General features: G+C 61.5%; 20 protein-coding genes. 14 read left to right on the top strand and 6 right to left on the bottom strand.

The features are described from left to right. Positions 1-208: 208 nt before the first annotated feature. Both J4E63_RS19920 and J4E63_RS19925 read left to right on the top strand, forming a co-directional pair. Positions 209-1,459: a DUF4010 domain-containing protein gene (locus J4E63_RS19920; RefSeq protein WP_060741864.1), complete on the top strand. Its 1,251-nt coding sequence runs from the start codon at positions 209-211 to the stop codon at positions 1,457-1,459. 100 nt (positions 1,460-1,559) lie between these two features. Beyond that, positions 1,560-2,471: a universal stress protein gene (locus J4E63_RS19925; RefSeq protein WP_207283085.1), complete on the top strand. Its 912-nt coding sequence runs from the start codon at positions 1,560-1,562 to the stop codon at positions 2,469-2,471. A 51-nt stretch (positions 2,472-2,522) separates the two neighbouring features. On the opposite strand, the gene J4E63_RS19930 is transcribed toward J4E63_RS19925, so the two are convergent. Then, positions 2,523-3,086 (bottom strand): GNAT family N-acetyltransferase, encoded by a 564-nt coding sequence (locus tag J4E63_RS19930; protein ID WP_060741866.1) that lies wholly within the window; start codon positions 3,084-3,086, stop codon positions 2,523-2,525. A 245-nt stretch (positions 3,087-3,331) separates the two neighbouring features. Between J4E63_RS19930 and J4E63_RS19935 the strand changes: the two genes are divergently transcribed. The 4 genes from J4E63_RS19935 (at position 3,332) to J4E63_RS19950 (ending at position 9,224) form a co-directional block, all read left to right on the top strand. Continuing rightward, positions 3,332-4,225, top strand: a complete 894-nt coding sequence (locus tag J4E63_RS19935; protein ID WP_207283086.1) for a universal stress protein — start codon at positions 3,332-3,334, stop codon at positions 4,223-4,225. A 213-nt stretch (positions 4,226-4,438) separates the two neighbouring features. Further along, a complete protein-coding gene (locus J4E63_RS19940) occupies positions 4,439-6,811 on the top strand; it encodes a phosphoketolase (RefSeq protein ID WP_060741868.1) in 2,373 nt (790 codons plus the stop codon). Between the two features lie 66 nt (positions 6,812-6,877). Then, positions 6,878-7,768, top strand: coding sequence for a universal stress protein (locus tag J4E63_RS19945; protein ID WP_103308034.1), 891 nt, complete (start codon positions 6,878-6,880; stop codon positions 7,766-7,768). Between the two features lie 100 nt (positions 7,769-7,868). Continuing rightward, positions 7,869-9,224 (top strand): MBL fold metallo-hydrolase RNA specificity domain-containing protein, encoded by a 1,356-nt coding sequence (locus tag J4E63_RS19950; protein ID WP_207268094.1) that lies wholly within the window; start codon positions 7,869-7,871, stop codon positions 9,222-9,224. A 329-nt stretch (positions 9,225-9,553) separates the two neighbouring features. Here J4E63_RS19950 and J4E63_RS19955 read toward each other — a convergent pair whose 3' ends face one another. From J4E63_RS19955 to fnr, 3 genes are all read right to left on the bottom strand, one after another. Beyond that, positions 9,554-10,093, bottom strand: coding sequence for an Hsp20/alpha crystallin family protein (locus tag J4E63_RS19955; RefSeq protein WP_060741871.1), 540 nt, complete (start codon positions 10,091-10,093; stop codon positions 9,554-9,556). Positions 10,094-10,181: 88 nt separating this feature from the next. Then, the gene (arcD, locus tag J4E63_RS19960) at positions 10,182-11,675 is read right to left on the bottom strand and encodes an arginine-ornithine antiporter (protein ID WP_060741872.1); all 1,494 of its coding nucleotides are present in this window, start codon (positions 11,673-11,675) and stop codon (positions 10,182-10,184) included. 130 nt (positions 11,676-11,805) lie between these two features. Next, a complete protein-coding gene (gene fnr / locus J4E63_RS19965; protein ID WP_060741873.1) occupies positions 11,806-12,558 on the bottom strand; it encodes a fumarate/nitrate reduction transcriptional regulator Fnr in 753 nt (250 codons plus the stop codon). Positions 12,559-12,750: 192 nt separating this feature from the next. Here fnr and J4E63_RS30940 point away from each other — a divergent pair, with 192 nt between their 5' ends. Continuing rightward, positions 12,751-12,942, top strand: a complete 192-nt coding sequence (locus J4E63_RS30940) for an Lpp/OprI family alanine-zipper lipoprotein (protein ID WP_237140832.1) — start codon at positions 12,751-12,753, stop codon at positions 12,940-12,942. A gap of 78 nt (positions 12,943-13,020) precedes the next feature. Here the strand turns inward: J4E63_RS30940 and J4E63_RS19975 are convergent, their stop codons facing one another. Beyond that, on the bottom strand, positions 13,021-14,364 hold the full coding sequence (locus J4E63_RS19975) for an OprD family porin (protein ID WP_207283087.1): 1,344 nt from the start codon (positions 14,362-14,364) through the stop codon (positions 13,021-13,023). A 309-nt stretch (positions 14,365-14,673) separates the two neighbouring features. Here J4E63_RS19975 and J4E63_RS19980 point away from each other — a divergent pair, with 309 nt between their 5' ends. From J4E63_RS19980 to J4E63_RS20005, 6 genes are all read left to right on the top strand, one after another. Continuing rightward, positions 14,674-15,405 (top strand): GntR family transcriptional regulator, encoded by a 732-nt coding sequence (locus J4E63_RS19980; protein WP_103308037.1) that lies wholly within the window; start codon positions 14,674-14,676, stop codon positions 15,403-15,405. A 122-nt stretch (positions 15,406-15,527) separates the two neighbouring features. Further along, a complete protein-coding gene (locus tag J4E63_RS19985) occupies positions 15,528-16,817 on the top strand; it encodes an MFS transporter (protein WP_207283088.1) in 1,290 nt (429 codons plus the stop codon). Between the two features lie 28 nt (positions 16,818-16,845). Next, on the top strand, positions 16,846-17,676 hold the full coding sequence (locus J4E63_RS19990) for an amidohydrolase (protein ID WP_207283089.1): 831 nt from the start codon (positions 16,846-16,848) through the stop codon (positions 17,674-17,676). A 109-nt stretch (positions 17,677-17,785) separates the two neighbouring features. Continuing rightward, a complete protein-coding gene (locus tag J4E63_RS19995) occupies positions 17,786-19,969 on the top strand; it encodes a PAS domain S-box protein (protein ID WP_207283090.1) in 2,184 nt (727 codons plus the stop codon). Further along, positions 19,966-20,367: a response regulator gene (locus J4E63_RS20000; protein ID WP_207283091.1), complete on the top strand. Its 402-nt coding sequence runs from the start codon at positions 19,966-19,968 to the stop codon at positions 20,365-20,367. The genes J4E63_RS19995 and J4E63_RS20000 overlap by 4 nt, the downstream gene beginning before the upstream one ends. Positions 20,368-20,624: 257 nt before the next feature. Then, positions 20,625-21,068, top strand: a complete 444-nt coding sequence (locus J4E63_RS20005) for an HIT family protein (RefSeq protein ID WP_207283092.1) — start codon at positions 20,625-20,627, stop codon at positions 21,066-21,068. A 36-nt stretch (positions 21,069-21,104) separates the two neighbouring features. Here the strand turns inward: J4E63_RS20005 and J4E63_RS20010 are convergent, their stop codons facing one another. Then, a complete protein-coding gene (locus tag J4E63_RS20010) occupies positions 21,105-21,962 on the bottom strand; it encodes a LysR substrate-binding domain-containing protein (protein WP_060741881.1) in 858 nt (285 codons plus the stop codon). 242 nt (positions 21,963-22,204) lie between these two features. On the opposite strand from J4E63_RS20010, the gene J4E63_RS20015 reads away from it, so the two are divergent. Next, complete coding sequence (locus J4E63_RS20015; RefSeq protein WP_207283093.1) at positions 22,205-23,047, top strand: transporter substrate-binding domain-containing protein; 843 nt, start codon at positions 22,205-22,207, stop codon at positions 23,045-23,047. Positions 23,048-23,100: the final 53 nt, after the last annotated feature.

Below are 23,100 nucleotides of genomic sequence, written 5' to 3' on the forward strand. Positions count from 1 at the left end.
GGCGTGGTGTCTGTCATCGATCATGAGCGTCATGGCGCCCGGTAACTTGATTTGCATCAAACACGCTTCAAAGCGTTGCGTTGAAGGCGGCAACGGCGCGGCAATCGCGCTATGTTTGAGCATGATCAGTCGCCCCAGGGCCCGAGCGCAGTCGGCTCGGGCCTCTGGATTGAGTGACAACCGCAGGCAGCGCCAGAGAGCCGTGACCATGACTGAAACCCTGGCTTTCGCCAATGCCGCCGCCGCGCTGGGAATCGGCCTGCTGGTGGGGCTTGAGCGCGAACGGCGCAAAGGCGAGGGCGACAGGCGCGACTTCGCCGGCCTGCGCACCTTCGCCATCACGTCCGTGCTCGGCTACCTGGCGATCCAGGCGGGCGGTCCCTTGTTGCTGGGGGGCATGACCCTTGCCCTGGGCGCATTGGTGACCGTGGCCTATTGGCGAAATCTCGACAAGGACCCGGGGATTACCAGCGAGGTGGCGTTGTTCGCGGTACTGGCACTGGGTGCGCTCTGTGCGAGCGCCCCGGGCCTGGCGACGGCGATTGGCGTAGTGATTGCCGGGCTGCTCGCCAGCCGCCAGACGTTGCACCATTTTGCCCGCAACCAATTGACGGCCACCGAGCTGCGCGATGGCCTGGTGCTGTTGATCGCCGCGCTGGTCGTGCTCCCGCTGGCACCGGATCGATTCCTCGGGCCTTATGACGCAATCAACCTGCGCAACCTGTGCACCCTCACCGTCATGCTGATGGCGGTGGGTGCGCTGGGGCATGTCGCGGTTCGAACCCTGGGGACCCGCTATGGCTATGCCCTCAGTGCGATTGCCTCGGGGTTTGCTTCTGCCACGGCGACTGTCGCGACCATGGGCGGTATCGCGGTCAAAGAGCCGATCAATCTCAAGGTGGTGAGCGCCGCGGCGGTATTATCCAACCTGGCGACGGTGGTTCAAATGAGCCTGATTCTCGCAGCCGTGGACCCCGTGCTGCTGCGTTGGATGTGGGGGCCGTTGGTGTGCGGGATGCTGATGGTATTGCTCTACGCCGGCCTGCTGATGTTTCCCCGTCCAAGGGCGCGGGCCGATGAACCCATCAAACACGGCGGTGCCTTCAGCCTCAAGCTGGCGTTGACCATGGTTCTGGCAATGACCGGTATCACCGTCCTCTCGTCGGCGATGCTCGATGCGTTTGGCCAGGCCGGGGTGACCGTCACCGCGATTTTCAGCGGGTTGCTCGACGCCCATGCCTCGACGGCCTCCATCGCGTCCCTGGCCAAGGGCGGGTTGTTGCCCTCCGACGGCGTCGCCGTACCGGTGCTGATGGCGCTGAGCAGCAACTCCCTGAGCAAATGCGTCGTCGCCTGGCTCAGTGGCGGGCGAAGGTTCGCCGGGTATGTGATTCCCGGCCAGGTGCTGGTCACACTGGCGATGTGGGCAGGGCTGTTGCTCCCGAGTTTGTCAGCCTGAATGATGGCTGTTTGATGAAGATCAAGTCCTGTCTCGGGCAGGCGTCCATTCTGGAAACCTCAATCCTTTAAGTGGCTGTCGCCACGTGCCGAGGTGTTCCATGTCCCAGACTCAACGTTTGTTGTTATTGGCGCCTGACGCCATGATCCGTACGCCGGCGTTCGACCGCGCCACCGAGTTGGCCCTGGCGCTGGACCTGCCCCTGCATATTGTGGCGTTCGACTACCTGGAGTTGCTCTCGGTGGCCGGTCTGTTCGCCCCGGAACAGGTCAAGCAAGCGCGTGAGGGTTATCTGGAAACCCATCGGCATTGGTTGTGGCAACAGGCCGAACTGGCGCGCCGGCACGGCGTCGAGGTGACCTGCGAGGTGGTGTGGAGCAAGGATGCCTTTCAAGCCTTGCAGCAATACATCAAGGAGATGCCGATGGCATTGATCATCAAGGACGCGCAGCCGGAACCGGCGATGAAACGGGTGTTTTTCACACCCCTGGACTGGCGCTTGCTGCGTGACTGCTCGGTGCCGGTGCATCTGGTCACGGATTCGCGTCACCCGCGGCCTCGGCGGGTCCTGGCGATTGTCGATGTGCTGCGCAGCGAGGAGCAGGATCTGGTGTTCAACGACCAGATCGTCGACGCCGCGGTCAAACTGGCAGAACAATGTAATGCCCAGGTCGAGTTGCTGCACGCCTTCGATTGGACGGCTGTCTACGCCTCGGACATGGGCATTGGCGCGCTGCCCCTGGCCACCGGGCTCTATGAAGCGTTGGGCCAGGCCCAGCATGAGGTGTTCGAGTCCCTGGCCGAGCGGCATGGGGTCGCACCGCAGCAGCGCCACTTCATCGAAGGAGCGCCGCTGAACAGCATTTGCACGTTCGCCGCCGATCACCAGGTCGATGTCATCGTCATGGGCACCACGGCGCATCGTGGCCTGGACAGGCGCCTGGGCACCACCGCCGAGTTACTGCTGCAACGGGCGCCCTGCAGCGTGTTGGCGATCAAGCCGCAAGCGTGACGGGATCAACGCTGTGCGAGGCCATACCAAGGCCTCGCGCAGCGTCCGGAGCTAAAGGTAGAGCCGGTGGATGACCTGCCGGGTGTCGTCGGGATCGCTGTGGGTTTCAAAACCCAGGCTATGGGCCAAATCCCGCATCGAGGCATTGCTGGCCGCATCGACGGAGTACATCTGGCGGTAGCCATTTTTACGCGCGGTGTCGATCAGGTGCTCCATCAGCAATGTCCCCAGCCCCAGGTGTTGCCAAGGGTCGGCGACCGTCACCGCGCACTCGCATTCGTGTTCCTGGGTCGCGCAATAGCGACTGACCCCGATCTCGATCAACTCGCCGTTGTCATGGACCAGGGCGATGTAGGCCATGCGCGTCTTGCAGTCGACGTCCATCAAATTATCGAGCAGCGCCGCGCCCGGCTCATTGATCTGCGCCAGAAAGCGCATGTGCCGGGACTCCGGTGACAGGCGCATGATGAAGTCGTATTCGCGCTGGCGATCCTGCTCCCTGAGCGGGCGGATCAAGACATGCCGGCCGTCCTTGAGTGCCTGGATCCAGTGTTTGCCACTGATGCTGGCATACAGGGCAGCGGCGCGTTCGTTGTGGTCTTTGACAGTGAGCATGGTGCGATCCTCCCTCGGATGTACACGTGCGTGCGATAAAAAGCTACGCATTCGATAGTGTTCTACGCCCGCCACGGCGATCGATTCTGATCTGGATCAGTGCCCGCGTATCCGTCCGTCGATTGCCCTGCCTTTGATTCAGATCAAACCGTCCGGGGCCTAGATGGGCGCACGCTGAAGATCGTGCCGGAAAAGGCCGGTGCAAGGTTCTGGATTTCGTATGGGCAATCCGATGGAGGTGTGCGATGGGGCAATACCAGCGTCTGCTATTGATCGTCGAACCCGACCTGCATCCTTCTGCGGCGATGCGCAGGGCCTGTGCCCTGGCCCGGGCCAGCGGGGCTGCGCTGCACTTGTGCGCGTTCGTCCAGCCACCGGCCCGCACCCACTTATGGGGTGAAAAAATCGATGAAGCGAGCGTGCAGCGCTATTTGCACCGCTATCGTCGCTGGATGGTAGAAGAGGCGGCGCTGCTCAAGGAGGAAGGCCTGGATGTGACGACTCACGTGGTGTGGACGCTTCATCCGTTGCTGGAAATCCTGCGCTACGTCGAGCAGTTCAAGCCTGACCTGCTGATCAAGGACGTTACCCTTGAACCCTTGCTCAAGCGCGTGTTCGCCACGCCCCTTGACTGTCATTTATTGCGTGACTGTCCGGTGCCGGTGCACCTGGTCAACCAGGCGGTGCACAGCTTGCCGCGGCGGGTCGTGGCTGCGGTGGACCCCTCGGATCCCGAGGCCAATGCCTTGAATGAGCGTATCGTCCAGACGGCCACCGCGCTGGCCCGGCAGTGCGACGCTTCGTTGCATCTGTTGTACGCCTGCGACCTGTCGCCGGCCTTCAATGGCGAAGCCTCGTTGCTGGCCGGTGCTTGGGATGACGACTTTGCCGACGCCCTGCGCGAATCGCTGCATGCGGCGCTTATCAGCCTGGCCGAGCGCTGTGGCGTACCGGCGGAGCGTCGGCACTTCGTCGTTGGCCTGCCGGTGCCGGTCATCCAGGAATTCATCGACGAATTCGAGGCCGATGTGGTGGTGATGGGTACTGTGCACCGCGCCGGTCTTGAGCGCTTGATTGGCAGCACGACAGAGCGTGCCTTGTATTCGGTGCCGGGCAGTGTGCTGGCGGTCAAGGAGTGAGTACGACGGCCCCATGGACCTGTCCGCTCATCAGGCGCTCCAGCGTTTGGTTTGACTTGGACCAATGGGTAGCAGGCAAGGCCGGCGGCACCAGGGCATCGAGCAAGCACCTGGTATGACCTTAGCGTCCCTGGTTCTGATGTAAATCAAGTCACATGCCTTCCTGCGTTCCAGAATCAAGCATGGCAATCCTGTGTTTTTGCGGAGGACGTGATGAGCGATTTTCTCAGCCCCGACCAACTGGAAGGCATTGACGCCTACTGGCGTGCGTCCAATTACCTGGCCGTGGGGCAAATCTACCTCAAGGACAACCCGTTGCTGCGCAAACCGCTGCAACGCGATCATATTAAACCGCGCCTGCTGGGCCATTGGGGCACAACGCCGGGGCTGAACCTGATTTACGTGCACCTCAATCACCTGATCAAGACCCGTGACTTGAACATGATCCTGATCACCGGCCCCGGTCATGGCGGCCCCGCCATCGTCGCCCAGAGTTACCTGGAGGGCAGCTTCACCCAGTGTTACCCCTCGGTGGAGCAGAATGAAAACGGAATGCTGCGCCTGTTCCGGCAATTTTCCTGGCCTTATGGCTTATCCAGCCATGTCTCTGCGCAGATTCCCGGCTCCATCCATGAAGGTGGGGAGTTGGGTTATTCCCTGGCCCATGCCTATGGCGCAGTGTTCGACAACCCTGACCTGATCGTGGCTTGCGTCATCGGCGACGGTGAGGCCGAAACCGGCACGTTGGCGGCGAGCTGGCACTCCAACAAATTCCTCAACCCCAGGCGTGACGGGGCCGTGCTGCCCATTCTTCATCTCAACGGTTTCAAGATCGCCAACCCCACGCTGCTTTCGCGCATCAGTGAAGACGAACTGTCGGCCCTGATGTATGGCTACGGCTACGATCCTTATTTTGTCGAAGGCGACGATCCGCAAACGGTGCACCAACAGTTGGCCAGGACCCTGGACGGCATGTTGCTCAAGATTCGCGAAATCCAGCGCATGGCCCGCGCGGATTCGTCGGGACGTACCTTGGAGCGCCAGCTTTGGCCAATGCTGGTGCTGCGCACGCCCAAGGGCTGGACCGGTCCGAAATTCGTCGATGGCCAGCAGGTCGAAGGCACCTGGCGCGCCCACCAGGTGCCGCTGAGCCACTTCGAGTTGCCCCTGCATTTGATGCAACTGGAACAATGGCTCCAGAGCTACCGTCCGCAGGAGTTGTTCGACGACAACGGTGCGTTGCTGCCGGACATTGCCGCATTGGCGCCGACGGGACATCGGCGCCTGGGCGCCAATCCCCATGCCAATGGTGGCGTGCTCCTAAAACCCCTGGAACTGCCGCGGTTCACCGATTACGCCGTGCAATTCGGCGCGCCCGGCAGCGTGCAGGCAGAGGCCACCCGGGTGTTGGGCGGTTTTGTGCGTGATGTGATGAAGCACAACCTGCGGGCAGGCAATTTCCGTCTGTTCGGCCCCGATGAAACCGCCTCCAATCGCCTTGATGCGGTGTACGAGGTCAGTGGCAAAACCTGGATGGCGGCCCTGGAGGCAAACGATACGAACTTGGCATGCGATGGCCGGGTGATGGAAATCCTCAGCGAACAAGTGTGTGAAGGCTGGCTGGAGGGGTATTTGCTGACTGGCCGGCATGGGCTGTTTTCCTGCTATGAGGCGTTCATCCATATCGTCGATTCGATGTTCAATCAGCACGCCAAATGGCTCAAGACTGCCGCCCAGATCCCGTGGCGCGCGTCGATTGCTTCGCTCAATTACCTGCTCACGTCCCATGTCTGGCGACAGGATCACAATGGCTTTTCCCACCAGGATCCGGGGTTCATCGACCTGGTGGCGAACAAGAGCGCCGACGTGGTGCGCATCTACCTGCCAGCAGACGCCAATTGCCTGCTGTCCGTTGCCGATCACTGCCTCAAGAGCCGCGATTACATCAATGTGATCGTGGCCGGCAAACAGCCGGAATGGCAGTGGCTGGACATCGATTCGGCCGTTCGGCACTGCTCGGTCGGGATCGGTCGCTGGGCCTTTGCCTGCAACAACGACGAAGACCCGGATGTGGTGATGGCTTGTGCCGGTGACGTGCCAACGTTGGAAACCCTGGCCGCTGTCACGTTGCTGCGCGAATACGTACCCGACCTGCGCGTGCGGGTAGTGAATGTCGTGGACCTGATGGCCCTGCAACCGCCGCAACAGCATGCCCACGGGTTGCCGGACGCCGAGTTCGATGGGTTGTTTACCGTGGACAAGCCAGTGATTTTCGCCTTCCACGGCTATCCGTCGCTGATCCATCGGCTGGTCTACAAGCGTCACGGCCACGATAACTTCCATGTCCGCGGTTTCATGGAGGAGGGCGCCACCACCACGCCGTTCGACATGGCGGTCATCAACCACCTGGACCGCTACCAACTGGCGCTCGATGTCATCCAGCGCGTGCCACGCTTGCAGCCGCTGGTGGACAGTGCTCGGGATCGCTATTGGGCAACCATGGAAAAGCACCAGTTGTACCTCATCGAGCATGGGCAGGACATGCCCGAAGTCTTGAATTGGCGCTGGACGCCGACGCCGCAATGACGGCCAACATGCCTCATGGCATCGACGCTGCGCCGTGGCGTTCGAGCCCGACTTTGGAGACCCATCATGAGCCAGTACCAACGCCTGTTGCTGATCCTCAACCCGGCACAGCGTCATTCGCCCGCCCTGCATCACGCCGCGGCCCTGGCGGCGGCCAGTGGAGCGCACTTGCATGTCACCGCCCTGATTCCCTCGCTGGACATTCTTTCGCTGCTTGAAGAGGGGCCTCGTGAGGAAGCGCGGCAGAACTATCTCCAGGACCATCGCCATTGGTTGGAGGATGAGGCGGACAAGTTGCGCCGCCGTGGCCTGCGGGTCACCACTGAGGTGGAATGGGCCCAGAAGATGGGCAAGCAGATCCTGAAACACGTTACGCAGATCCAGCCGGACTTGCTGATCAAGCAGGTACAACACGAGCCCATGCTCAAGCGGGCATTTTTCACCCCGCTGGACTGGCAACTGCTGCGCAACTGTCCTGTGCCGATGTATCTGGTTGGGGCCACCGGTCATGCGCTGCCGCGTACAGTGGTCGCGGCGGTGGACCCTTCCAGTGCGTTTGCCCAGAACAGTGGGCTGAACGACCGGATCATCCGCCAGGCAATGGGGCTGGCCTTGCAGTGCGACGCCGAGCTGCACCTGGTTCACGCCTATGAAGTGTCGTCAGTCTATCTGGGGGATGTGGGCGGTGGCGGCCTGGCGCTGTCGCAGCTCAGCAAGGAACTGCGCAGGAGCCTGGAAAAAACCTTTCTGGAACTGGCGAACCTGTTTGGTGTGCCGGCCGAGCGCAGGCATTTTCTACTGGGGCATCCGGTCTCGGCCCTGAGTGAGTTTGCCCTGGAGCATGAAGTGGACGTGATCGTCATGGGGCGATTCCAGCACGACGATCTGCATGGGCTACTGGGCAGCACGACCGAGCACATCCTGTACCAGGTGTCTTGCAGTGTCCTGGCGGTGTGATGGATCGGACTCGACCGCTTAGCTGTTGACAAAGATCAACGGCAACGAGGTCCAGCAATGTGATTAATAGACTGACGATCGATTGCCCAGGAGCACCGCCATGCGCATGACATTTCTCGGGGCCGCCGGTACGGTCACCGGCAGCAAGTATCTGCTGGAACACGACGATCAGCGCATCCTGATCGATTGCGGCCTGTTCCAGGGCTACAAGCAATTGCGCCTGCATAACTGGGATCCCTTCGAGCTGCCGATGCGTGACCTGGATGCGATCGTACTGACCCACGCCCACCTGGACCACAGCGGCTACCTGCCGGTGCTGGTGCGTAATGGCTATCGCGGCCCCATCTATGCTTCGCCAGCGACCTGTGAGTTGGTGAAGATCCTGCTGCGTGACAGCGCCCGCCTGCAGGAAGAAGAAGCCGAATACGCCAACCGCAAGGGGTTTTCCAAACACGCACCGGCCTTCCCGCTGTACACCCGTGAACACGCTGAACGAGCGCTGAAACTGCTGCGCCCGATTGCATTCGAACACCCAGTGGAGATCGCCCGGGGGATAACCATCTTGCTGCGTCGCGCCGGACACATCCTCGGTGCCGCGACGGTACAGGTCCAGGCCGCAGGGGTGACGCTGGTGTGTTCCGGGGACTTGGGGCGACCCGAGGATCCGGTGATGTTCGCGCCGAAGGTCATCGAGCAGGCGGATGTCCTGTTGGTGGAATCCACTTACGGCGACCGTCGGCACCCACACGAGTCGCCGGAAGATCAATTGGCTGAGGTGATCACTCGCACCGCGTTGCGCCGCGGCATCACGTTGGTGCCCTCGTTCACGGTTGGTCGTGCCCAGTTGCTGATGTACCACTTGTATCGCCTGAAACAGCGCCGGGCGATCCCCGATATCCCGATCTATCTCAACAGCCCCATGGCCATCGACGTCACCCGGTTGTACCAGCGCTTTGGTGACGAGCACCGTCTCTCCAGGGAAGAGTGCGAAGGCATGTGCCACATCGCCCATCCGGTGCGCTCGGTCAAGGATTCCATGGCCCTGGACCTGCAACGCACCCCGGCGGTGATCATCGCCGCCAGTGGCATGGCCACCGGCGGGCGAGTGCTGCACCACCTCAAGAGCCTGGCGCCCAACCCCATCAACACCTTGCTGATGCCCGGTTTCCAGGCTGGCGGTACACGCGGTGCGAGGATTGTGGCCGGCGAGCCGGCGGTGCGCATTCATGGCAAGGATGTGCCGATCAATGCCGAAGTGGTGCCCATGCAAACGCTGTCGGCCCATGCCGATGCGGACGAAATCATGCAATGGCTGGGCGGCTTCAAGACACCACCCCGGCACACCTATGTCGTGCATGGCGAGCCCAATGCGTCCGATGTCTTGCGCCATCGCATTCACGACGAATTGGGTTGGTCGGTGTCGGTGCCGGAGTACCGCGATAGCGTCGAACTCTGAGCCACCGCCTTCGCGAGCAAGCTCGCTCCCACAGGGGATTTTCTGTGCCCACGGGATTTGTACCCGCCACGGTTCAGTGTTGGAGCGGGCTTGCTCGCGAAGGCATTAGTCCAGCCCCCATCATCGTCAGCTGACCCACCGCTATCGCGAGCAAGCTCGCTCCCACAGGGGGGGCTGTGGTCGCGGGATTTGTGCCCGCCAAGGTTCAGTGTGGGAGCGAGCTTGCTCGCGATAGCGGTGGTCGCTTCAACGACGCATTCGGCCTGAAATAGGCACAGGCAAGAAAAAGCCCCTCGTCGTTGGCCGGCGAGGGGCAGGGTTCAAAGCGATCAATCGGCCTTGATGGGCACGACCTTTTCCGCTTTCAGTGCTTCCGGTTTTTTTGGCAGTGTCAGCGTCAGCACGCCTTTGCTGAACTGGGCTTCGATCTTGTCGCTGTCGACGCCTTTTGGCAGGTTGAACACCCGTTCGAAGGAGCCGTAATGGCGCTCGGACAGGTGATAACCCTTTCTTTTTTCTTCCTTGGTGTCTTTTTTCTCCCCCTTGATGATCAGGTTGCCGTTGGCCAGACGGATTTCGATGTCTTTCTGATCCATGCCGGGCAACTCGGCGGTGATTTCAAAGCTCTTTTCCTTCTCGCTGATGTCAACGGCCGGCAGGCTGCTGGTGGAAAACTCGCGACGCCAGAAAGGCTCGACATCGAACAAGCCGCGACTGAAAGGCGAAAGCCCCGTGCCCCGGTTGAAATCATCGAACAGGCGATCCACCTGCTGGCGGAGCTTTTCAAACGGATGCCTGAGCTCAGGCTTGGCGAGAGGTGGAGCGTTTTCTTCGGTTTTGACCGGCATTTTCTTCACTGAATTGGACATTTGATTTTCCTCTTTGGTGATGTCCGGACGGGTACCTGGCCAGATGAGCAGATACCGTTGCCGAACGGGTCAATGCACGCTTACGAACTTACAAAGACAGTTGGCCGGCCCAGAGCATCCAGCCGGCGAAGATCGCCGCCACCCAGATCACTATCAGCAGGCCCCAGCCAAAACCAGTGAGGGCCCGGCCTGTCCTGGCCCGTTGGGCGCTCAGGTAGATCAGCGAGCCGGGGGCATAGAGCAGGGCACTGAGCAGCATGTACCGGGGGCCGGCGGCGTAGAGCAGCCAGACGCAATAGCCCGTCGCGACCACAGCGATGGCCATGTCGCGCAGTTGCAGGCCGCGATGGCCGGCGTAGGTCTGGCCTTGCCAGGTCATTTTCAGTGCATACAGGCCACTGAACAGGTACGGCAGCAGGATCATCGAGGTGGCGAGTGAAATCAGCGCCAGGTAGCTGGCACTCGAATACAGGGTCAGCAGCAGGAACAATTGGATGCAGCCGTTGGTGATCCACAGCGCGTTGGCCGGTGCGCCATGTTGGTTTTCCGTGGCCAGCAGGCGTGGCATGACCTTTTCCTTGGCCGGGGTGAAGACCGATTCGGCTGCCAACAGCGTCCAGGCCAGCAGCGCGCCGCCCACTGACACAATCAGGCCAATACTGATCAGCACCGCGCCCCAAGGCCCGGTCACCGCTTCCAGTACACCGGCCATGGAAGGATTCTTCAGCGCGGCCAGTTCGGGCTGTCTGAGGATGCCCAACGACAATAGGGAAACGGCGATCAGCAGCAACAATGTGAGGATGAAGCCCATCACGGTAGCGCGGCCGACGTCGGCCCGTTCGGCGGCCCGGGCGGAGAATACGTTGGCGCCTTCAATACCGATGAACACCCAGACCGTCACCAACATGGTGCTCTTGACCTGGTCCAGCGTACTGCCCAGCGCCGGCGTGCCCCAGAAATCCACCATGAAGGTGTCCTTGGAGAACGCGGCAATGACCAGCCCGATGAACAACAGCAACGGCACCACCTTGGCGATCGTCGTCAGGGCGTTGGCCTTGGCGGCGGTGCGCATCCCGCGCAGGATCATCCAATGCAATGCCCACAGCACCACAGAAGCGCCGATGATCGCGGCCTTGTTATTGCCTTCGCCAAACAGGGGGAAAAAGTAGCTGAGCGCAGCGAACAGAATCACCAGGTAACTGACATTGCCGATCCAGGCGCTGATCCAATAGCCCCACGCCGAATTGAAACCGAGGAATTCGCCGCCCAGGGCACGGGCATAGGCAAACACACCGTTGTCCAGCTCCGGTTGGCGGTTGGAGAGGGTCTGGTAGACCAAGGCCAGCGAGAGCATGCCCACCCCGGTGATGAGCCAGCCGATCAGGATCGCCCCGGCACCGGCGCTGGCTGCCATGTTCTGGGGCAGGCTGAAGATGCCGCTGCCGATCATCGAACCGACGACCAGAGCGATCAGCAAACTCAGCGACAGGCGTCTGGGCTCGACCTTTCGCAAACTGCCGGCCAAAGGGTGAGGTGTGACGGTTGGGATGACCGGTTCTGTACCTTGCAGGTGCGTTGCCATGATCTAAGCCTCCATGAGACGGGAGGTTCGGTAACCTTCGTCGATGCAAAGGTTCGAACGCTGAGTCTTAATCTCGGCTTGGAGGCGTTGACGGGTATTGACGTAGATCAGATGTCATGCAGAGCAGGCATCACAGTTCCGCATGACGATGACAACCGGCGACTTTTTGCTTGAGGCCGGGCAAGTCCAGAATAGTGACATTGCGCCCATGCATGTCCACCAGTTCCTCCTGGCGCAGGTGGGCGATGCCCCGGCAGATGGTTTCCAGGCGCAGGCCCAGGTAGGAGCCGATGGCTTCGCGGCTCATGCGCAGCACGAACTCCCTGGAGGAATAACCTCGCATGTTAAGCCGCTGGGACAGGTTCAATAGAAACGCCGCCAGGCGTTCGTCGGCGTTCATGTTGCCGAGCATCAACAGCATGCCGTGGTCGCGCACGATTTCCTGGCTCAGGAGTTTGTTCAGGTTGTGCTGCAACGACGGTAAGTCGTGGGCCAGTTTTTCCAAGAGGTTGAAAGGCAGCGGGCAGACTTCGCTGTCTTCCAGGGCAATGGCATTACAGGCGTAGTGATCGGTGCTGATGGCGTCCAGGCCAAGCATTTCGCCTTGCATCTGGAAACCGGTGACCTGTTCGCGACCGTCTACCGAGAGGACGCTGGTCTTGAAGAAACCCAATCGCACCGCATACAACGAGCGCAGCGGGTCGCCGGTGCGATACAGCGCTGCGCCTTTCTTGACCTTCACTCGCTGGGCGATCAGGGTGTCGAGGCGCTCGACTTCACCGCCCGTCAGGCCAATGGGCAGGCACAGCTCAAGCACGCTGCAGTTCGAGCAGGCGGTCTTGAGGGCATGCACCCGCAGAAGTCGCGGTTCGGACTCGGCCATGGGGAAAATTCCTATAGTTGGAGCAAGCATAGAAGAACAACTCATCCACGCCTGTTTTTTGTCGCCTAAAGCGATACCGATTGTCGATTGGCGCAGTGGGGCGCGAACGATGGGTTGCAAACCTTCACTGTCGGTCTGCAGGACGACGCTGCTGCATCGTGGGCGGGCGTACAAAGGGGCAGTGACAGATCGATCAACGGCCTGGCGCTGTCAAACCAGTCGCTGGGGTCGGCGGAAAATAACGCCGCAACGGCAAGGCTCAGGGCGGATGAGGCCTTCAGGAAAGCTGAGCAGGCCGAGACAATGTCCGAGCAGGCCCAACGTACCGCCGAGGAGGCAAGCATCCGGGCCACTCGGATGACCGATAAGGCCTCTCGCAAGTAATCAGCGGATATATGGGGCATGGGCAACAGGCGGGCGCTGCGCGTGTTCGTCCACCTTCGGTTTCCTGACACGCGAGGGTCAGAACGGCCCGAGCTTGAGCGGGTACTCAATGACGAGGTACAGCCGGTCGATGTCATCGCCGCCCTGGCTGCTGTTGGCGCGATGGGTGACATGGGACAGTTGCAACGACAGGTCCTTGGCCGGGCCTGACTGCACGATGTAGTGCAGGTCCAGGTCGCGCTCCCAATGGCGTCCGCCAGCACCTTGTTGCGGACTGTAAGTGCCGGTGTCGGTATCGAACGGGTTGTAGGCACCGCCTTGGGGGGCATGGCTGCCGTCGATCCCGCGTCCAGTCACATAGCGGGCCATGAAACTCAGGCCGGGGATGCCCAAGGTGCCCAGGTCGAGGTCGTAGCGCGCTTGCCATGAGCGCTCGCCCGGGCCGTTGAAGTCGGCATATTTGATCGAGTTGGCCAGGTAGATCGAGTCGCCTCCGACGAAATCGAAGGGCGTGTCGCCGTTGATTTTCTGGTAGGCCAGGGTGAACGCCTGGGCATTGAACCGGTACTTGCCGCTCAGGCTATAGGCCGTGGTGTCGATGGCCCCGGCGTTGGCCTTACCGTAGTCGCGGGTGTGGTACAGGTTGCCGTCAAGGAACAGTTCGCCAAGGGTGGTATGCAGGTTGGCATAGTACTGGCGCCAGGTATCGCTCAGTTCGGAGGCGTAGAGCGCGCCGCCCAGGGCTTGGCCGGTGAGCAGGTCGACGCCGATGAAGTCGATGGCGCTGTGGCGCGTCGTCGCGCCATACCCGGAAAAATCACCCTTGCCGGTCGAGGCGTCCTGATTCTTGAACGCACTGAAGTGACCCGCCTGCAGGTCGAGCCCGTTGAATTCGCGGCTGGAGAGCAGCAGGCCGCTGGCGTATTCGGGTTGCAGGCGCTTGTCTGCGGTATCGAATACCGGGCTCTGCACGGTCATTTCGCCGAGCGCCAGGGTGGTGCGTGAGGCGTTGAATTTCAGCGCGCCGCCGGCACTGGAGTAATGCTCCTCGCTTCGCCCGTTCTCATCCAGCGGCAATAATCCCGTTCCGGAATGCCCCTTGCCGCCGTCCAGTTTCAACCCCAGGAACCCGTGGGCATCGATGCCTACGCCGATCGTACCGGGGGTGAAACCGGACTCGAACGAGGCGATGAAGCCCTGGGCCCACTCCTGTTTGTAGCTTTTGCCTGCCGGGGTCGGGGCGCGATAGTCGTTGTTGAGGTAGAAGTTACGGCTGAGGACTTGCAGCGTCGCCCCGTCGAGGAAGCCAGGCGTGCTGTGCGCGAGTTCCGCTGCCATCGCCGGTGCGGTGCCGCTTGTGAGCAGGGCAAGCAGCCAGAGTGGCTTCAGGGCGGCGGTTGAGTGGTGGGGTGCAGGCAACATGCTTCATTTCCATGTGAAATTGGGCGGGCGAAGGGGCGGTACTACGCGCAGCCAGTGGGAAATGTCCGGCGCACCGCAGGGTGGGCGGACAGCTTTGCGCTTGAGCAAACAGGTCTGGGCAGAGGGCTTCATTCTTGGGCGTGGGGCGCGAGTGTGCGAGTTAAACGTTGTTAATTGCGGGCGGCTGCGTCATTGGATTCACCATTCGTCAACGAGACACCCTGGCACTTCTTGACAGCCATCGAGCCTGGGTAAATACTCGCCGTGCATATTCATATATATGACTAGATAACAAGGTGAATAAGGTCGATGAAATCTCTCTCCAGTGATGCCCGCCTGCCGCTGTATCAACGTTTGCGCGACCAATTGGCTGAACAGATCGCCAATAACCGCTGGCGCCCGGGGGAGGCGATTCCGACCGAGGCCGCCCTTTCAGCGGAGTACCAGTTGTCGACCGGCACAGTGCGCAAGGCCATCGATGCGCTGGTCAGCGAGGGCGTCCTGGAGCGCCAGCAGGGGCGCGGTACTTTCATTCGCCGGCCGCAGTTTCAATCGTCGTTGTTCCGTTTCTTCCGTTTTCAAAGCGCTTCTGGTGAACGCCGGGTTCCCGAGAGCCGGATCTTGTCCGTGGAACCGGTGGCCGCGCCGTCGGCGGTGGCCCAGGCGCTGGGGTTGCCGGTGGATGCGCCGGTGATTCGCCTGGTGCGGGTGCGTCTGCTGGAAGTGGAGCCGGTGCTCGCCGAAGAAATCTGGTTGCCCCGTAGCCGCTTCCAAGCCTTGCTCGAAATCGACCTGAGTCAAAAGGGCCCGTTGCTTTACCCCATCTATGAAGAGGTTTGCGGCCAGGTTGTCGCCTATGCCGAAGAAACCCTCACCGCCGAATCGGTGAATGAGGTGCACGCAAGACTGCTGCAGGTGCCGGTCAACAGCCCGGTGGTGGTGATCGAGCGCCTGGCACGGGACTACGCTGGCAATCCCCTGGAGTGGCGACGCTCTCGCGGGCATGCCGAGCACTTCCGCTACCGCGTGGAAATTCGCTGACCCGACCCGGCTGGCGGCGAGTCGGTCGCCGCTGTCCCTACCGTTTTGTTTGTCATGACTGGCCCTGTAGCGGCGCGGTTCGCTCTCGGCTGCCTTTCGTTCCACCCATAAGGATAACAATCATGTTCAGTTGGTATCGCCAAGTCACTGCGCGGGAGCGCAAAACGTTTTGGGCCTGTTTCGGCGGATGGTCGCTCGACGCCTTGGAAGTACAGATGTTCGGCCTGGCGATACCGGCGTTGATCGCCGCGTTCGCCTTGAGCAAGGGCGATGCCGGGCTGGTCAGCGGCGTGACCCTGGTCACTTCGGCCATTGGCGGCTGGGTCGGCGGGACGCTGTCGGATCGCTACGGTCGGGTGCGCACGCTGCAATGGATGATCTTGTGGTTTTCGTTCTTCACCTTCCTGTCGGCGTTCGTCACTGGCTTCCACCAGCTGTTGATCGTCAAGGCGCTGCAGGGCTTCGGAATTGGCGGGGAATGGGCCGCCGGCGCGGTATTGATGGCCGAGACCATCAACCCCAAGTATCGCGGCAAGGTCATGGGCACGGTGCAAAGCGCCTGGGCGGTGGGTTGGGGGCTGGCGGTCGGCGTCTTCACGCTGATCTACTCCCTCGTGCCGCAAGACATGGCCTGGCGGGTGATGTTCGTCGTGGGCTTGCTGCCGTCGTTCCTGATCATCTGGGTGCGGCGCAACGTTGAAGAGCCCGACAGTTTCCAGCGCCTGAAAAAAGACAATGTCATCCCGCAAAGTTTCTTCAAATCCCTGGCCGGCATCTTTCGCCCCGAGTTGATCCGTGTGACCTTGTTTGGCGGGTTGCTGGGGTTAGGGGCGCACGGTGGTTACCACGCGGTGATGACCTGGCTGCCGACCTTCCTCAAGACCGAGCGCAACCTGTCGGTACTCAACTCCGGCGGCTACCTGGCAGTGATCATCTTCGCCTTTTGGTGCGGCTGCGTAGTCAGTGGCCTGTTGATCGATCGCATTGGCCGCCGGAAGAACATCGTGTTGTTCGCGCTGTGCTGCGTGGTCACCGTGCAGTGTTATGTGTTCCTGCCGTTGACCAACACCCAGATGCTGTTCCTGGGGTTCCCGCTCGGCTTCTTCGCGGCCGGTATTCCGGCGAGCCTCGGGGCGTTTTTCAACGAGTTGTACCCGGCGGATGTGCGCGGTGCCGGCGTGGGGTTCTGCTACAACTTCGGTCGGGTGCTCTCGGCGATGTTCCCGTTCCTGGTCGGCCACATGAGCGATTCCATGTCCTTGGGCTCGGCCATTGGCATCGACGCCGGGATCGCCTACGGCGTGGCGGTGATCGCGGCGCTGTGCCTGCCGGAAACCCGCGGCCGTAGCCTGGAAGCCACTGCGGCATCGGCGCCTGTGGTTGAGCGTGACAGCCAGAGCGCCCGGGCCTGATTTCCCTTATTGTCGATAGATGAGACCCATGGTTGATACCTGTACCAAACCGATGACCGGCATTGACTGCCACGCCCACGTGTTCAGTCGTGAGCTGGAACTGGCCGCTGTCCGGCGCTACACACCCGACTATGACGCCACGCTCGCTCAATACCTGGGCCACTTGCACGCCCATGGCTTGAGCCATGGCGTGTTGGTGCAGCCGAGCTTTCTCGGCACCGATAACCGCTACCTGCTGGCCGCCCTACGGCAAGCGCCGGAGCAGTTGCGCGGGGTCGTGGTGGTGGAGCGAGGCATCAGTCGAGCCGAGCTGGACGACATGGCCCGGCTGGGGGTGGTCGGTGTGCGCTTGAACCTGATGGGCAAAGCCTTGCCTGATTTTCGTGACGCCGCCTGGCACGGCTTGTTGGGCCACATCGCCGAACTGGACTGGCATGTCGAGTTGCACGCCAACCTGGTGGACTTGCCGGGGTTGATGGCTCAGCTGTTGCCATGGGGCATCAAGGTGGTGGTCGATCATTTCGGCCGCCCGGATGCGTGTTCGGGGCTGGATCAACCTGGCTTTGCCCAATTGATGGCGCTGGGGCAGGGCGGGCAGGTGTGGATGAAGGTGTCCGGTATCTATCGATTGGGCGCAACGGCCTCGCGCAACCTTGAATTCGCCCGCGCCTCGTTGGCGCTGCTGGAACGCAGTTTCGGCCCCGAACGCCTGGTGTGGGGCAGCGATTGGCCGCACACTCAGCATGAAGCGCATGTCGGCTTCGAGACGGTCATGGCGCAGCTGCGCGCATTGGAATGTTCGGCGTCGCTGATTCATGCGTTAATGGTCCAGGCACCCCAGGCGCTCTTCAAGTTTTGAGGCACGAGGCTGTGACGTCGAGTTTTCCTGAACTCGCCCGATGAATAGGGATCTAGACTCCATTGATGCCCCTGTGAAAGGTTTCAGCCTGGCGGTTTGAGGATGACTGATGTCGAACATTGAAGAGCTGCCCACGCAAACACCTGCGCCGAGCGAATACGAAAGCTTGATCGCGATGGGGACCGGCTCGCTCGATGCGATTCCCGGTGCGGTGTACCTCTGCGATCACCAGGGGTGGCTCGTCCGGTACAACAGCGAGGCGGCCGAGCTGTGGGGACGGGCACCAGCACTCGGAGAGAACGGCGACCGTTTTTGCGGTGCCCATCGATTGTTCCTGGCCGATGGCACGCCGCTGGCATTCGAACACTGCCCGACGGCCTCGGCGCTCAATACAGGCATTGCGCCGCGCAACCAGGAAGTGATCGTTCAACGCCCGGATGGCTCGCGGTTCGTGGCGCTGATGAACATCCGTGTCCTCAGGGATCGGTGGGGCGACATTCAAGGGGTGATCAACTGCTTCCAGGATGTGTCGGCGCACCATGCCATGGCCGAGGAGCTTCGGCGCAAGAGTGCCGACCTGGAGGACTTTTTCGAAAACAGTGCCGTGGGCCTGCATATCGTCAGTGGCGAGGGCATCATCCTGCGCGCCAACAAGGCGGAGCTGGCGCTGCTGGGTTACCCGGCAGAGGAATACATCGGGCGGCACATCACCGAGTTTCATGTCGATGAACCGGTTATCGACGATATCCTCACCAAGCTGGGCAGTGGCGACTGCCTGGAGAGTTATCCGGCGCGGCTGAGGGCGAAAGACGGCTCGATCAAGCATGTCACCATCACTTCGAACGGGCGCTTCGAGGACGGAAAGCTTTTCAACACCCGTTGCTTCACCATCGACAGGAGCTGCGTCCACGCGGCCGAGACGGCACGCCAGGACAGCGACGACCGGCTTTCAGCGACCTATGAGGCGGTGACCATCGGGATTTCCGAGGCCGATATCGACGGTCGCTTGCTCCGGGTGAACGACGCCCTGTGCAACATGTTGGGCCGGTCGCGGGAGGAACTCCTGTCGATGACATTCCTGGACTACACCCACCCGGACTGCATCGCCCAGGATGCGGGGTTGTACGCCCGCCAGGTGGCCGGTGAACTGGATAACTACGTGCTGCGCAAGCGCGCCCTGAAGCCCGATGGCGAGGTGGTCTACCTCGACATCCACAGCTCGTCGGTGAGGGACGCCAACGGTACGTTTCGTTATGGCGTGCGGGTGCTGCAGGACGTCACGCTGGCGCGGCGGATGGAAAACCAGGTCCGCGAAAGCGAACGGCACATGCGCAATCTGCTCGAGGCATTGCCTGCGGCGGTGTACACCACCGATGCCGAAGGGCGCATCACGTTCTTCAATCGCGCCGCTGTCGAACTGTCGGGGCGCACCCCGCAGTTGGGCGACATGTGGTGTGTGACCTGGAAGCTGTTCAACACGGACGGAACCGCGCTTCCCCACGATCAATGCCCGATGGCGGTGGCGCTGAAGGAAAACCGGCCGATACGCGGCGTCGAGGCCATTGCAGAGCGGCCGGATGGCAGCCATGTACCGTTCACGCCGTTTCCCACGCCTTTGCATGACGCCGATGGAAACCTGGTGGGCGCCATCAACATGCTGGTCGATATTTCCGAACGAAAACAGGCGGAGAACCGCCAGAAAACGCTGATCGATGAGCTCAATCACCGGGTCAAGAACACCCTGGCCACGGTGCAATCGCTGGCGGCCCAGACCGCGCGCAATGCCGAGGATGCGAAGGACGGCTACAGGCGTTTCGAGGCCAGGCTGTTGGCGTTGTCCCGTGCACACGATCTGTTGACCAAGCGCCATTGGGGGCAGACGCCACTCGACACCCTGGCCCATGAAGTGCTGCTGCCGGTCTTTGGGCATGAGCCTGGCCGTGTCGTGATCGAGGGCGCTTGCGTGGACATTGGCACCCGCGTGGCGCTCAACCTCACGATGACCCTCAATGAATTGGCGATCAACGCGCTCAAGTACGGGGCCATGTCGGTGGAGACGGGGACGCTTGCCGTCACCTGGCACCTGCAGACCCAAGCGGACGGAGCGTGGCTGACCCTTGACTGGCAGGAGCGTGGAGGGCCGCTGGTATCCCCGCCGGAACGGGAAGGGCTGGGGTCGCGCCTGATGAAGCGCTGCATCGAGCGCGACCTGGGTGGTACGTTTGACCTCATCTATGCCCCACAGGGCGTTTGCTGTCGTTTTTCGTTCCTGATTGGAGCGGACGGGGCATGAGCCCATTGGCTGGAACCCGGGTGCTGGTCGTCGAAGACGAAGGCGCGATTGCCCTGTTGATCGAGGAGATGCTGGAAGAGTTCGGATGCGAAGTGGTGGCCTCGGTCGCCCGGCTCGCTGCTGCGTGTGAAATCGCCGGCTCGGTGCAGGTGGACCTGGCGATCCTGGACGTCAACCTGGCTGGCGAGCGTGTGTTCCCGGTGGCCGACATTCTTCGCGAGCGCCAAATCCCCTTTCTGTTCAGCACCGGATACGGCGCCAGCGGGCTGCCGGCCGAGTACGCCGCGCGGCCGGTTCTGCACAAGCCGTTTTCGGAAAGTGAATTGCGGCAGAAGATGGCCGTTGCGCTGAAGGAGGCCCGCGAAAGCACCCCGACCTTCAGCCCTGATGCCGACTGACTCGCCGCCATCGCGAGCAAGCTCGCTCCCACAATGGCCGGCGGTGGACCGTGATTGAGTGTCCCCCACAAATCCCCTGTGGGAGCGAGCTTGCTCGCGATAGCGGTCCGGCTCCAGCACTGATACCAACGGATACGACACCCTCCCCAGCAAGCCCAGCCCTGACGTTCAAGCAGGCCTTTACGAGACGTTGCCACTGGACTGTGCTAAATCTCTTACCGGCAACCCACCTCTCCACACCCATTCAAGGAGTGAACATGAGTCTCCACGGTCATTACGATCCGCAGAACATCTTTGCGCTGATCCTTCGCGGCGATGCGCCGTGCTACAAGATTTACGAAGACGCCGATGTGCTGGCCTTCCTGGATATCTTTCCGCAATCGCGCGGCCATGTCCTGGTCATCCCCAAAGCCTCCCAGGCGCGCAATATCCTTGAAGTCGAGCCCGCTGTCCTGGGCGCGATGATGTCTGCCGTACAGCGCCTGACGCGCATCATCGTGGACGAGTTGCAGCCGGACGGGGTCCAGGTTGCGCAGTTCAATGGCGCTGTGGCCGGGCAGACGGTCTTTCACATTCACGTGCACATCATTCCTCGCTGGGAAGGTGAGGAGCCGGGTGTGCATGGCCGGGGCAAGGCCGATCCCGAGGCGCTGGAAAAACTCCAGGCTCGCCTGGTCGAGCGCATTCGCTCAATGGCCTGACGCCGGGCAAGGTCCTGCGAAGGGGCGCGGGCCGTATCAGTTCCCGTGCCCCTGGTTGCTGCGAATCAACTCATAAGCCCGGCGTACCAATGGATTGACCGTATTGGGTCGAATCCACAGGTGATAAGTCACGTCCGGAAGCCGCGGTAAACCATCGTTTTCCCCCAATACCCGCATGTCCGGGCCGAGCATTTCCATACTGCGTGGGGTGACCCCTAAGCCCGCGCGGGTCGCGGCCTTGATGCCGATCAGGTTGGAGGCCAGGTAGGCCTGGCGCCAGGGAATCTTGGCGCGCTCGAGCGCCTCGAGGGCATAGCGGCGATAGATGCTGGGCTCATCCACCAGAATCAGCGGCAACGGTTCGCCGGGGTTGTGCAGGTACTGGGCCGAGCAGATCCACCACACCGGTGAGGTGCGCAAGGCGAAGCCTTCAAGGCTCGGATCCTGGCGGGTGGAGATGATCATGTCGACCTTGCCTCGATGCAGGTCGTCCATCAGGAACGGACTGCGTCCGACATCGATTTCCAGGCGCAAGCGCGGGGCCGAGCGGGCGATGTGGCTGAGGATCGGGGGCAGGATGGTGTCGGCGATGTCGTGGGGCGAACCGATGCGCAGCACGCCGCTGAGGCTGCTCTCACGCAGGGAGCTGAGGACGTCGTCATTGAGCGATAGCATCTGTCGCGCATGCCGCAGCAATTGCTGGCCGGCTTCCGTGAGCTGTTTTTGCCGTCCGCGTTTTTCGAACAGGCTTACCCCGACCTGCTGTTCCAGGCGTTGCATGTGCTGGGTCACTGAAGATTGTGTGCGAGACAACTGGGCGCCGGCTTCGGCGAAGCTGTGGTGATCGACCACGGCGATGAAGGTGCGCAGTAACTCGAGATCGAGGGTCGACATGGCGGTTGCTTCACATCAAGGGTGCAAACCTAAACATTACAGATTTTTATGGGTTGAGGGGAGTCTTGCGACGGGGGCTTGACTGCAAGCCAGTAAAACAGCGGTTATAAGTTTTTCGCCTGGAAACCAAACCCTGAGAGTTATAACGATATTAGATATTTGAATTTCCTTTGCCTCAAGGCGCTCCCTAGGATGCCCACTCATCAGGTCGGGGGACGCCGGCCATCCATGAGGGGAAATCCATGTTGCTCGAGCGCTCACCTGTAAAACGATTGCTGCCTGTCATGCTGGGCGCCTTGATTTCATTGTCAGCCGTCAACATCGCCCAGGCCGATGCCACTCTGGACAAGATCGAACAGCGCCACGAACTGGCGGTGGGTGTGCTGCTGTCCGGTGGCCCGTTCGGCAGCATCGACCCCGCCACCCAGAAACCGCGCGGCTTGAACGTCGAGCTCGCTCAGGAATTGGGCCGGCAACTGGGCGCCGAGGTGCAACTGGTGCCGGTATTGCCCGCCAACCGCGTGCAGTTCCTGCAGCAGGGCAAAGTCGATGTGCTGATCGCCAACATGGAATGGACCGCCGAGCGCGGTGAAATCCTCGGGTTCGTACCCACGCCGTTCTACCGCGTCGGTGGCACCGCGGCGGTGCTCAAGGACAGCACGATCAGCCGCTGGGAAGACCTGAAGAATCAACCGGTGTGCACCTCCCAGGGCAGCAGCTACATCAAGCCGCTCACCGAGTTGGGCGTCCAGATCAAGGCTTTCAAGAGCTCCTCGGAATCACTCCTGGCACTGCGTGGCAACAACTGCGTCGCGGCGGTGCACGACGCCACGCTGATCAATCCACTGATTGCCGAAAACGCCGAATGGCAGGGTTACCGCGCCCTGAGCCCGGAGCTGAACCCGGCGCCCTCGGTGATCTGGACGCGCAAGGGTGAAAGCGATACCCAGGCCAAACTCGACCCGATCATCAAGCAATTGCACCGCAGCGGCTGGCTGATCGAGGCCCAGACCCGTAACCGAATCACCCCGGCGTCACCCGCCTTGGTGGAATTGCAGAAACAGTTCCAGGCCAACGGCGCCTGAGGATCGTCGCGCCTGTTTTCGCCTTTCAACCAACCGACGTTCAAGGTCATTGC

The organism is Pseudomonas sp. FW300-N2F2 (assembly GCF_017351655.1).
Taxonomy (GTDB): Bacteria; Pseudomonadota; Gammaproteobacteria; order Pseudomonadales; family Pseudomonadaceae; genus Aquipseudomonas; species Aquipseudomonas fluorescens_AA.

Coding starts and splice junctions, on each gene's coding strand:
- J4E63_RS19920 (WP_060741864.1), top strand. CDS start 209: ATGACTGAAACCCTGGCTTTCGCCAATGCCGCCGCCGCGCTGGGAATC.
- J4E63_RS19925 (WP_207283085.1), top strand. CDS start 1,560: ATGTCCCAGACTCAACGTTTGTTGTTATTGGCGCCTGACGCCATGATC.
- J4E63_RS19930 (WP_060741866.1), bottom strand. CDS start 3,086: ATGCTCACTGTCAAAGACCACAACGAACGCGCCGCTGCCCTGTATGCC.
- J4E63_RS19935 (WP_207283086.1), top strand. CDS start 3,332: ATGGGGCAATACCAGCGTCTGCTATTGATCGTCGAACCCGACCTGCAT.
- J4E63_RS19940 (WP_060741868.1), top strand. CDS start 4,439: ATGAGCGATTTTCTCAGCCCCGACCAACTGGAAGGCATTGACGCCTAC.
- J4E63_RS19945 (WP_103308034.1), top strand. CDS start 6,878: ATGAGCCAGTACCAACGCCTGTTGCTGATCCTCAACCCGGCACAGCGT.
- J4E63_RS19950 (WP_207268094.1), top strand. CDS start 7,869: ATGCGCATGACATTTCTCGGGGCCGCCGGTACGGTCACCGGCAGCAAG.
- J4E63_RS19955 (WP_060741871.1), bottom strand. CDS start 10,093: ATGTCCAATTCAGTGAAGAAAATGCCGGTCAAAACCGAAGAAAACGCT.
- arcD (WP_060741872.1), bottom strand. CDS start 11,675: ATGGCAACGCACCTGCAAGGTACAGAACCGGTCATCCCAACCGTCACA.
- fnr (WP_060741873.1), bottom strand. CDS start 12,558: ATGGCCGAGTCCGAACCGCGACTTCTGCGGGTGCATGCCCTCAAGACC.
- J4E63_RS19975 (WP_207283087.1), bottom strand. CDS start 14,364: ATGTTGCCTGCACCCCACCACTCAACCGCCGCCCTGAAGCCACTCTGG.
- J4E63_RS19980 (WP_103308037.1), top strand. CDS start 14,674: ATGAAATCTCTCTCCAGTGATGCCCGCCTGCCGCTGTATCAACGTTTG.
- J4E63_RS19985 (WP_207283088.1), top strand. CDS start 15,528: ATGTTCAGTTGGTATCGCCAAGTCACTGCGCGGGAGCGCAAAACGTTT.
- J4E63_RS19990 (WP_207283089.1), top strand. CDS start 16,846: ATGGTTGATACCTGTACCAAACCGATGACCGGCATTGACTGCCACGCC.
- J4E63_RS19995 (WP_207283090.1), top strand. CDS start 17,786: ATGTCGAACATTGAAGAGCTGCCCACGCAAACACCTGCGCCGAGCGAA.
- J4E63_RS20000 (WP_207283091.1), top strand. CDS start 19,966: ATGAGCCCATTGGCTGGAACCCGGGTGCTGGTCGTCGAAGACGAAGGC.
- J4E63_RS20005 (WP_207283092.1), top strand. CDS start 20,625: ATGAGTCTCCACGGTCATTACGATCCGCAGAACATCTTTGCGCTGATC.
- J4E63_RS20010 (WP_060741881.1), bottom strand. CDS start 21,962: ATGTCGACCCTCGATCTCGAGTTACTGCGCACCTTCATCGCCGTGGTC.
- J4E63_RS20015 (WP_207283093.1), top strand. CDS start 22,205: ATGTTGCTCGAGCGCTCACCTGTAAAACGATTGCTGCCTGTCATGCTG.